At 53.6% G+C, this 9372-nt stretch carries 9 protein-coding genes; 4 read left to right on the top strand and 5 right to left on the bottom strand.

Translation table 11 applies throughout. The features are described 5' to 3' along the window. The 4 genes from B3Y70_RS01505 to pilB all read right to left on the bottom strand — a co-directional run. Positions 1 to 173: dephospho-CoA kinase (locus tag B3Y70_RS01505; protein ID WP_288589091.1), on the bottom strand; the 173-nt coding region annotated here is incomplete at its 3' end. Beyond that, positions 174 to 1049, bottom strand: coding sequence for a prepilin peptidase (locus B3Y70_RS01500; RefSeq protein WP_273031341.1), 876 nt, complete (start codon positions 1047 to 1049; stop codon positions 174 to 176). 68 nt (positions 1050 to 1117) lie between these two features. Next, positions 1118 to 2338, bottom strand: a complete 1221-nt coding sequence (locus tag B3Y70_RS01495) for a type II secretion system F family protein (RefSeq protein ID WP_273031339.1) — start codon at positions 2336 to 2338, stop codon at positions 1118 to 1120. Positions 2339 to 2340: 2 nt separating this feature from the next. Beyond that, positions 2341 to 4059, bottom strand: a complete 1719-nt coding sequence (pilB, locus tag B3Y70_RS01490; protein ID WP_273031337.1) for a type IV-A pilus assembly ATPase PilB — start codon at positions 4057 to 4059, stop codon at positions 2341 to 2343. Between the two features lie 394 nt (positions 4060 to 4453). Between pilB and B3Y70_RS01485 the strand changes: the two genes are divergently transcribed. From B3Y70_RS01485 to B3Y70_RS01475, 3 genes are all read left to right on the top strand, one after another. Next, a complete protein-coding gene (locus B3Y70_RS01485) occupies positions 4454 to 4942 on the top strand; it encodes a pilin (RefSeq protein WP_414674104.1) in 489 nt (162 codons plus the stop codon). Positions 4943 to 5051: 109 nt separating this feature from the next. Next, positions 5052 to 6548 (top strand): O-antigen ligase family protein, encoded by a 1497-nt coding sequence (locus tag B3Y70_RS01480; RefSeq protein ID WP_273031333.1) that lies wholly within the window; start codon positions 5052 to 5054, stop codon positions 6546 to 6548. 75 nt (positions 6549 to 6623) lie between these two features. After that, complete coding sequence (locus tag B3Y70_RS01475) at positions 6624 to 7073, top strand: pilin (protein ID WP_014422078.1); 450 nt, start codon at positions 6624 to 6626, stop codon at positions 7071 to 7073. A gap of 9 nt (positions 7074 to 7082) precedes the next feature. Here B3Y70_RS01475 and B3Y70_RS01470 read toward each other — a convergent pair whose 3' ends face one another. Beyond that, complete coding sequence (locus B3Y70_RS01470; protein ID WP_273031330.1) at positions 7083 to 7634, bottom strand: c-type cytochrome; 552 nt, start codon at positions 7632 to 7634, stop codon at positions 7083 to 7085. A gap of 285 nt (positions 7635 to 7919) precedes the next feature. Between B3Y70_RS01470 and B3Y70_RS01465 the strand changes: the two genes are divergently transcribed. Further along, on the top strand, positions 7920 to 9281 hold the full coding sequence (locus B3Y70_RS01465; RefSeq protein WP_023009043.1) for an MBL fold metallo-hydrolase: 1362 nt from the start codon (positions 7920 to 7922) through the stop codon (positions 9279 to 9281). Positions 9282 to 9372: the final 91 nt, after the last annotated feature.

The raw sequence follows: 9372 nt of genomic DNA, 5'->3' as shown, positions 1-9372 counted from the left end.
TCGCCGAAGTGATCAGCGATGGCTCTGAGGGCTTGTGTGCCTGGTTCTACGACCTGTCGGGCGACATCGTCAGCGTCCACCCAATGCACGCCAAGAGCGCCAAACATGCGGGCAACGGTGGATTTTCCAGAGCCAATACCTCCGGTGAGGCCGATAACCGAATAGCGGGACATTCAGACTCCTAGGTACCCGAACCACAAGGCCTGGATTTCAGGCCCAAACCACAACGAGAGTAAGCCTGCAGCGGCCAGGTAAGGGCCGAAAGGAATTGGTACTTCACGCCCGTGTTTGCGGAATACCATCAGGCTGATGCCCACAATCGCGCCCACCAGAGAGGAGAGCAGAATCACCGCAGGCAGCAGTTGCCAGCCCAGCCAGGCCCCCAGCGCCGCTAACAGCTTGAAGTCACCGTGCCCCATGCCTTCCTTGCCGGTGGCCAGTTTGAACAACCAGTACACGCTCCAGAGCGAGAGGTAACCTGCCACAGCGCCCCAGAAAGCGCTGCCAAAATCCGTCAGCACACCAAAGTAGTTAAGCACCAGGCCAAGCCACATCAGGGGCAGGGTGATGCCGTCTGGCAGGAGCTGGGTGTCGAAATCGATCATGGTCAGCGCCACCAGCGCCCAGACCATCAGCAGTGCCCAGAGCGCGGACTCGGATGGCCCCAACAGATAAACCGTTACGACGGAAAAAACCGCAGTCAGTGCTTCAACGATGGGGTAACGCGGCGAAATACGTGTTTTGCATGAAGAGCATTTGCCACCAAGCATTAGCCAGCTGATGACCGGAATGTTTTCCCAGGCGCGAATTTTGTGACCGCAGGAGGGGCAGGTGGATGCCGGTTTTGAAAGAGTTATCCGCTCATCTGACTTGCGGTCGCCCTCCGGCACTTCCAGAAACTCCTCGCACTGGCACCGCCATTCCTGCTTCATCATTTTTGGCAGGCGAAGGATGACAACGTTCAGAAAACTACCGACGCAGAGAGAGACGAAAATGACGACCAGATAGAGAAGCCAGGGAGTGGACAGGATGGTTTCTAGGGGGAGCATTCAGAGACTCTGGTTTATCGTTTTTTTGCCCCCTCTCCCTGCAGGAGAGGGGGGGATGCTGGTGTAAATCAGCCGACGACCTGCCCCATCTGGAAGATGGGGAGGTACATCGCGACGATGAGACCGCCAACCAACACGCCGAGAACCGACATGATCATGGGTTCCATCAAGGCGGTGAGGTTGTCCACCATATCGTCAACAACGGCTTCGTAATGTTCCGCAACCTTGCCGAGCATTTCGTCCAGGTTACCGGACTCTTCGCCGATGGCTGTCAGCTGAACGGCCATAACGGGGAAGACGTCTTGCTGACGCATTGATGCCTGGAGTTGGGTACCGCTTGAAACATCATTTTTGATGCGCATAACCGCATCGCGATATACCGCATTGCCCGTCGCACCGGCTACCGAATCCAGCGCATCAACAAGGGGGACACCGGCAGCAAAGGTAGTGGAAAGCACCCGGCCAAACTTCGCGACGGCGGATTTATCGAGAATTTCACCCACAACGGGCAACTTGAGTGTGTACTTGTCGACAAAATCCGAAAACTTTGGTGAGCGGCGTTTTGCCTCTTTAAACGTAAAGATAACGCCTACTATCCCAAGCAAGACCACAAACCACCAGGATTGCATCCACTCCGAAAGCCGAACCACCATTTGTGTAAATACCGGTAGCTCGGCGCCAAAACCCTGGAACAAGCTTTCGAACTGAGGAACTACCTTTACCAGCAGGATGGCCGTTACCACAATGGCAACCACGATAACGGCAATGGGGTAAGTCATTGCCTTTTTAACTTTCTTCTTGAGAAGCTCAGTTTTTTCGAGATACGTGGCAATTCGGTCCAGCATCTGCTCCAGGGCACCGGCTTTCTCGCCTGACTCCACCAGGTTGCAATAAAGATCGTCAAAATGTCTTGGATGTTTGCGCAGCGCAGAAGCGAAACCCGTACCAGACGAAATATCGTTGCGAATGCTCATCACCAGTTCCTGCAGACCTTTGTTCTCAAGGCCGTCTGCAACGATGTCGAAGCTCTGAACCAGAGGGACGCCAGCTTTCATCATCGTTGCGAGCTGGCGGGTCAGCATCGCAATGTCGAACGGCGTGATTTTCTTTTTGCCACCAAAGAGTGGTTTGGGCTTTTTCTTTACCTTGTCCGGAATAATGCCCTGCTTTCTCAACTGGGCCTTAACCAGGGCCAGGTTTGATCCGGTCAATTCGCCCTTGGCTTTGTTGCCTTTGCGGTCTTTGCCTTCCCAAACATACGATTCCAGCTTCTGCGCTTTTTCTGCCATGCTTAATCCTTCGTCACGCGATTGGCTTCCTCAAGGCTGGTCACTCCCTGAATCACCTTCATAAGAGCCGACTGCCTGAGATTTCGGAAGCCTTCTGCCTGAGCCTGCTTTGCAATTTTAATGGAGCTGGCTTCTTCCATAATCATGTTTGCCAGTTCATCGGTAATGCGGACCACCTCGTAAATACCGACGCGGCCCTTATATCCACCATTGCATTTATCACAGCCCTTGGGGCGGTACAACGTGAAGCCTGTATCAATTTGTTCTTGTGTGAACCCTTCCTTCAAAAGCACGTCCTGAGGGACGTCTGAGGGTTGCTTGCAACTGTTGCACAGTCTTCGGCCAAGTCGTTGGGCGATGATCAGGCTAACCGACGTTGCGATGTTAAAGGCAGGCACGCCCATGTTCATCATCCGGGTCAGCGTCTCGGCGGCGCTGTTGGTGTGCAGAGTAGACAAAACCAGGTGGCCGGTTTGTGCGGCTTTGATGGCAATGTTTGCAGTTTCAAGATCCCGGATCTCACCCACCATGATGACATCCGGATCCTGACGCAGGAATGCGCGCAAGGCCTCGGCAAACCCAAGGCCGACCTTGGTGTTGACGTTTACCTGGTTGATACCTTCAAGGTTGATCTCCGCCGGATCCTCGGCCGTCGATATATTTCGCTCGGTGGTGTTCAGAATATTAAGGCCGGTATAGAGTGAGACCGTCTTACCAGACCCTGTCGGGCCAGTTACCAGGATCATGCCCTGAGGCTGTTCGAGCGCTTCAAGGTACATCTCCTTCTGGTCTTCTTCGTAGCCCAGTACGTCAATCCCAAGTTGGGCCTGGCTGGGATCCAGAATCCGCAGAACAATCTTCTCTCCCCACAGGGTCGGGAGGGTGTTCACCCGGAAGTCTATGGCTTTGGTTTTGGACAACTTCAGCTTTATCCGGCCGTCCTGGGGGACTCGGCGCTCAGAAATGTCCAGTTGCGCCATGATCTTGACCCGCGCTGAAATCTTCGGTGCCAGCTTGATGGAAGGGCGGGAAACTTCTTTAAGAATGCCGTCTGTGCGGTATCGAACCCGGTACGCTTTTTCATAGGGTTCGAAGTGAATATCGGAGGCGCCGCCGCGGATAGCGTCCAGCAGCATTTTGTTCACATACTTAACGATCGGGGCATCGTCAACTTCGGTTGTCGATACCGATCCGTCGTCATCTTCGTGATCGCCGCCTTCCGTCTCGACTCCCTCGAGGTCTGCATCTTCCAGGTCTCCCATGGTGGAATCATGGGATTCAAGATAGCGATCAATGGCGGCCCGCAGCTTGGCATCGTCTACGAGAATGGCATCGGTGCTCAGGCCGGTGTTGAACTTGATCTCGTCCAGGGCCTGAATGTTCGTGGGATCCGACACCGCAATAAACAGGCGATTCCCGCGTTTGTAGAGCGGCAAGGCGTTGTGTTTGCGGAGTAGTTTTTCGTCGACAACCTTGTCAGGCATCATCTCAGGCAGAAACGAATCCAGATCCATTACGGAAACGCCAAATTCCATCGCCGCTGAGAAGGCGAGCTTGGAGCTGTCAGCCAACTGATTTTGTGTCAGATAGGTGATCAGTGGAATGCGGTTTTGGGAGGCCTGGAGAAATGCGTCTTTTGCTGTTTCTTCATCCAGCAGGCCGTCGTCTACGAAGCGGCGTGCAAGTCCTGTCAGTGTCACGTTTCTGTTATTGGTCGCCATAAATGCTCTGAGAAGAATCGTCTAAGTGACTGAATGTCGTATTCATCGATGGAGAGTTTAGATGTACCGGAATGGTTTGGAAAGGTTCCGTCAGAAGAGTAGGCACAACAGGGGAGGACATGTAGTAATAGGGTGCGTGTCTAGAATTTGCTTTCGGGTGACAAAAAACGTCACACCTGGACTGAGCGCGGCGCACCTGCGAGTGCGTGACCTGGTTCACATAAGCTCATAACACGCTGAGCGAGAGTGACTTTTTTGCATTATATGACAATTGGCACGCCGTATGCTTTGCCAGAATCAGCTCAAAGCGGATGCGGGGCCTCGCTCCACAGCCCCCGGAGCTGTAACACGCAAAACGACAACTCTAGAGGTCGATAACATGCAAGAAATCAAAATGAATCACGCTCAGAAGGGTTTTACCCTGATCGAACTGATGATCGTTGTAGCGATCATCGGTATCCTGGCAGCTGTTGCTATCCCCCAGTACCAGGACTACACCGCTCGTACCCAGGTTTCTCGTGTAGTTGGTGAAGTAAATGCTCTGAAATCCAACGCTGAGAGCATCTTCAACAACGGTGGCCAGATCGGCAATGAAGACGACCTGACAACCAACCCTCGCACTATCGGTATTGGCTGGACTGGTTCCAACCTGGTTGTTGGTGCAAACACTGCCCCCAACTTCGGTCTGAACATTGTTGATGGCGCTCTGGCAACTATGTCGTGGAACGTTGAAATGGGTACTGACGCTTCTGCAGCGGTTCGTGGTGCCACTATCACTGTTTCCCGCACTGCTAACGGCGCTTACACTTGCGTGATCACTCCGCCGACCACCAACAACGGTTGGAAAGACAGCTACGCGCCTGCAGGTTGCCCGGCTTCCTAATACGAAAGCCGCATAGCTGAATTGCCGCAACGATCAACAGTTATCAATGCGGTAAACTGAAAGCCCAAAGCAGATGCTTTGGGCTTTTTTGTTTGGAGGTCAGATAGCTTTGAAAACACCTCAAGTGGGTATAGCCGCCGCAGCTTCCTTCATCGCGATCACCTTGCTGGCGGTACTTTTTGCGGATTTTCTACCAACCTCGGCGGGGTCCTATGCGGACCAGAGATTTCTTTTGGTGGCCTGGCTGGGGGGCATTACGATTGTTTCTACCTATTTGTTGATCTCCAGAGGTGTCTGGATCAAGCCAGCCTTTGTGCAGGCCTTACCGTTTATTCTGTTGATTATTGGGTTTCCAGTGCTTTCGCTGGCTTTTATTCAGCAGCCCTATGCCTATGTCGAGCCTGGCCTGTACTCATTCTATTTTGCCGCCGTCATTCTGGGCGGTACCGCTCTGGCCCAATCAGGTATCTCCATGAAGTGCCTTGAGGCACTTGTCGTTATAACGGCTGCTGCCTGTTTTCTCTACGGCGCAATGTCGCTGAATGTTTACCTGTTCGCCCTGGCCGGCGGTCATGCCGATCTCTCTGATCTGATTCCCTGGGGGTTTGTCAATATTCGTTACTGGAGCCATGTGGCGACGTGGCTTCTTCCTGTCTTTCCCTTAGCTGTGTTGGTGGGTCCTTTTGCAAACCATCGGCTTTGGCGAGTGCTTGTTGCCGTTGGTGCGGGGCTATGGTGGTGGATTGTCTTCCTGTCGGCAGCTCGTGGATCTGTGCTGGGTGTGGCCGTGGGTGTCGTTGTCGCGAGCGTAATCATTGGTCGCCAGTGTTGGCCGTGGTTGAAGCAATTCCTGGTCTACCTTGTGCTTGGTGGCTTCTTTTGGTTTGTCCTGTCGCTGCTTGTGCCGATTCTGGTTTTCGGGGAGCCGGAGCTTCGAACCATCAGTCAGGGAAGTTCTGGAAGAGCGCCGTTGTTTATCGAAGCATGGCAAATGAGCCTTCAGAGATTTCCTTTTGGAATGGGGCCCCAGTCTTGGCTGACTCACGATCTTTTGACGTCATCTTATGCTGAGAGCAAAAAGTTTGGTCATCCGCACAACATGTACCTTATGTGGGCGGCTGAATATGGGTGGCTGCTTCTTCTGATTTTGTTCTGGGTGGCTTTTCAAGTTGCTTCGTTTCTCTACGCTCGCTGCAAAGTCATAAAGTCGAGTGCAGGTTCAACCGAGGGGATTGTTCTTGCAGCTCTGTTGGCTTCTATTGTCGGGGCCTTAATTCATGCGGGCGTATCAGCGGTCTTTATCGCACCTGGCTCGATGCTAGTGGGGCTGTTGATCATGCCTGTTTTTTTGGGGTTTATTGTTCCGGGTACCCTTAAGGGGAAGAGATATAAGAACGATGCCTCGCGACCCTTGAGAAAAGCCCTTCAGGCGGCCGTAATCGCCACGCTTGTCTTTTTGCTCTGGGGTGCCTGGGCGTTTGAGGTGAAGAATTATTATCTCGATATGAGAGAGGACGAGTCCTATTATTACCAAGTCTTGAGGGAGCGAGCTCTTCCCCGATTCTGGTTGCATGGCTATTTCCCGCGCAATGACGTGGGAAGTTGAAATTAGCGCCCTGTGGAGTTGACGCTGATGGCCTGTTTTTTGCCTTACTAAATGCCAAGATGCATAGAGTGAGGCATGGTCATGGTTCGGAATAGCGACGGTTTTACCCTGATAGAATTGATGATTGTTGTTGCCGTTATTGGCATTCTTGCGGCTGTGTCTCTGCCTTTTCTTCAGGCTAACACCATGAAATCCCAAATCAATCGTGCTGCGGCGGAGCTTGCGTCGTACCGATCGGCGTTTGAGGCGAACCTCTCTGCTTCCACGCCGGTCAACAATGAAACCTTGGGTTACTCTCCATCCGCTTTGACGGTTGGAAGCTCCGCAATTGAAATTGCAGCGGTTAACCCTGACGGTTCTGGGCATATCGAGGTGACCATGGGCGGCAATGCTCACCCAAATTTGGCGGGCATCGTGATTCGATACGAGCGGAGCATTGGTGGTGCCTGGGCTTGCGTTATAGACAGAACCGCTGCGCCAAACTGGCAGTCTCGCCTGCTGCCGCCCGGTTGCACCGAGATCTGATAGAAGGGCCTATTGGCGGGTCAGGTAAGAGGTTAATGCCTCGATCTGCACCTCCGACAAAACTCCAGCCACCCCAATCATCGGCGTACTGTGTTTGGTCGGGTCCATCTCCTTGAACCGTCTAAGGGCAATCCCAAGATATTCAGCCGGTTGGCCGGCCAGACGGGGCATGTCCCTGAAACCTTGTGCCTTGTCACCGTGGCAACCGGCGCAGCGCACAGCAAACAGCTTCTCGCCAGCCTCAGCCTTGGTAGGGTCGCCGCCGGTGCGGGGCTTAGCCGTTTGCTGGCTGTAATAAACCGCAATATTAATTCGCTCCTCCAATGACAGTGTTTTCGCCAGCTTGGACATCACATAGTCCTCACGGGTACCGTCACGGAATTTCTCGAACTGGTTGAACAGGTAGAGCGGGTGTTGGGCGGCCAGGTTGGGTATGTATTCGCGCTTGCTGTTGCCGTCCTCGCCGTGACAATAGCCACAAAAGCGGATGCGCTCGTGACCGGCCTCGTAGCTGGCCTGGCGCTTGGCGTCATCGGCCATGATGGCGTTCAGTTGTGACATTGCATCGTCGGCAGAGCTGGCTGAAACCATTTGAGAGGCCGCAAGGCCGACGACGATCATTAGTTTCCTCAAGTGCGAACTACCCAGCATAAGCCACCTACTTCTTCGGAAAGGCCAGAGAATAATCGGGGGGCCAGCAACTGATCTTGCCAAAGATCAAAAAAACGCGAATCGGGCGGTGTTCCGTCTTGAGGGTGTGTAAATTCCGGTCCATAGCCCCTCACTCACCCACGGTTTTTGCGTTAAGCTTTGTCTATCGCCAACCAGACAAGGACTTACGCGCCTATGAAACTCCGCTTCCTCGGTGGTACAGGCACCGTCACCGGCTCCCGCTATCTGCTTTCCGACGACAATCACCGCATGCTGGTGGATTGTGGCATGTACCAGGGCGTGAAAACCCTGCGCCGCCGAAACTGGGCCAAGTTTCCGGTAGATCCCTCAACTATTGATGCGGTGGTGCTTACCCACGCGCACATTGACCATTCCGGCTACCTTCCTGCGTTGGTCAAGAACGGGTTTAAAGGCAAGATCTACTGCACCAAAGCCACTCATGAGCTCTGCAAAGTACTGCTGCCCGATGCCGGGTTCCTGCAGGAAGAGGATGCCAAGTACGCCTTCCGGAAAAAGTTCTCAAAGCACGAAAAACCGGAACCTCTGTTTACCGAAAAAGACGCCTGGGAAGCCCTGAAGCACTTTGAATCCCTGCACTACCACGAGAAATTCGAGCCGGTGAAGGGCTTTGAGGTTCAGTTCACTCCGGCCGGGCATATCCTGGGTTCCTCCTGCGTGCACGTTACGCACAAGAGTTCCTCCCGCACTGTGGTGTTCAGTGGCGATGTCGGGCGCCAGGACGACATCATTATGCGCCCGCCAGAGCCCATCAGTCATGCCGATGTTTTGGTGTGTGAATCCACTTACGGCGACCGTACCCATGGTGAAACCGATCCAGAAAAGGATCTGGAGGAGATCATCACCAAAACTGCGGGCCGCGGCGGGATCGTATTGATGCCCGCTTTCGCCGTGGGCCGGGCCCAGATGTTGTTGTACGTTGTGCACAAACTGATGGGGCAGGGGCGAATTCCCAAACTTCCGGTGTATCTCAACAGCCCCATGGCCATCAAAGCCACGGAAATTTTCTGCAAACATCACAAAGAGCACAAGCTTAACGGCGCCCAGTGCGAGCTGATCGACGACAAAACAGAGTTCGTTCGCACCGTCGAGGAATCCATTGAGCTGGATGCCGTGAGATATCCCTGCGTGATCATCTCAGCCAGTGGAATGGCCTCGGGCGGCCGGGTGTTGCACCATCTTAAAACCCTGCTGCCAAATCCCAGAAACAGCGTTGTCTTTGCGGGCTTCCAGGCACCTGGCACACGCGGCGATGTCTTGGTGCATGGCGCCGAATCGGTCAAGATTCACGGTGAGTACTGGCCGGTGAAAGCAGAGATCCATAACATGGATTCCATGAGTGCTCATGGCGACTATCGGGAAATCCTGCACTGGCTGGAGCAAGGTACTCTGAAGCCCGAAAAGGTGTATGTGACTCACGGCGAAGCGGTGGCCAGTGATACCATGCGCAAACGCATCTCGGAAAAGTTCGGATGGGATGCCGAGGTACCGGATTTGTTCGAAGAGGTAGAGATCTGATGCACTACAGCTCCATACTGCCAGATGTGATCAAAATTGCTGATGAAGCCAGCGAAAAAGTGCTGCATATCTACCAGTCTGATTTCAAAGT

It is taken from the genome of Marinobacter sp. UBA5687 (assembly GCF_002420325.1).
Taxonomy (GTDB): domain Bacteria; phylum Pseudomonadota; class Gammaproteobacteria; order Pseudomonadales; family Oleiphilaceae; genus Marinobacter; species Marinobacter nauticus.
Note: the sequence above shows the minus strand (reverse complement) of the source record. Positions and strands in the feature narration are given on the sequence as shown.

Excerpts from the sequence above, each read along its gene's own strand:
- B3Y70_RS01500 (WP_273031341.1), bottom strand. The coding sequence starts at position 1,049 with ATGCTCCCCCTAGAAACCATCCTGTCCACTCCCTGGCTTCTCTATCTG.
- B3Y70_RS01495 (WP_273031339.1), bottom strand. The coding sequence starts at position 2,338 with ATGGCAGAAAAAGCGCAGAAGCTGGAATCGTATGTTTGGGAAGGCAAA.
- pilB (WP_273031337.1), bottom strand. The coding sequence starts at position 4,059 with ATGGCGACCAATAACAGAAACGTGACACTGACAGGACTTGCACGCCGC.
- B3Y70_RS01485 (WP_414674104.1), top strand. The coding sequence starts at position 4,454 with ATGAATCACGCTCAGAAGGGTTTTACCCTGATCGAACTGATGATCGTT.
- B3Y70_RS01475 (WP_014422078.1), top strand. The coding sequence starts at position 6,624 with ATGGTCATGGTTCGGAATAGCGACGGTTTTACCCTGATAGAATTGATG.
- B3Y70_RS01470 (WP_273031330.1), bottom strand. The coding sequence starts at position 7,634 with ATGTCACAACTGAACGCCATCATGGCCGATGACGCCAAGCGCCAGGCC.
- B3Y70_RS01465 (WP_023009043.1), top strand. The coding sequence starts at position 7,920 with ATGAAACTCCGCTTCCTCGGTGGTACAGGCACCGTCACCGGCTCCCGC.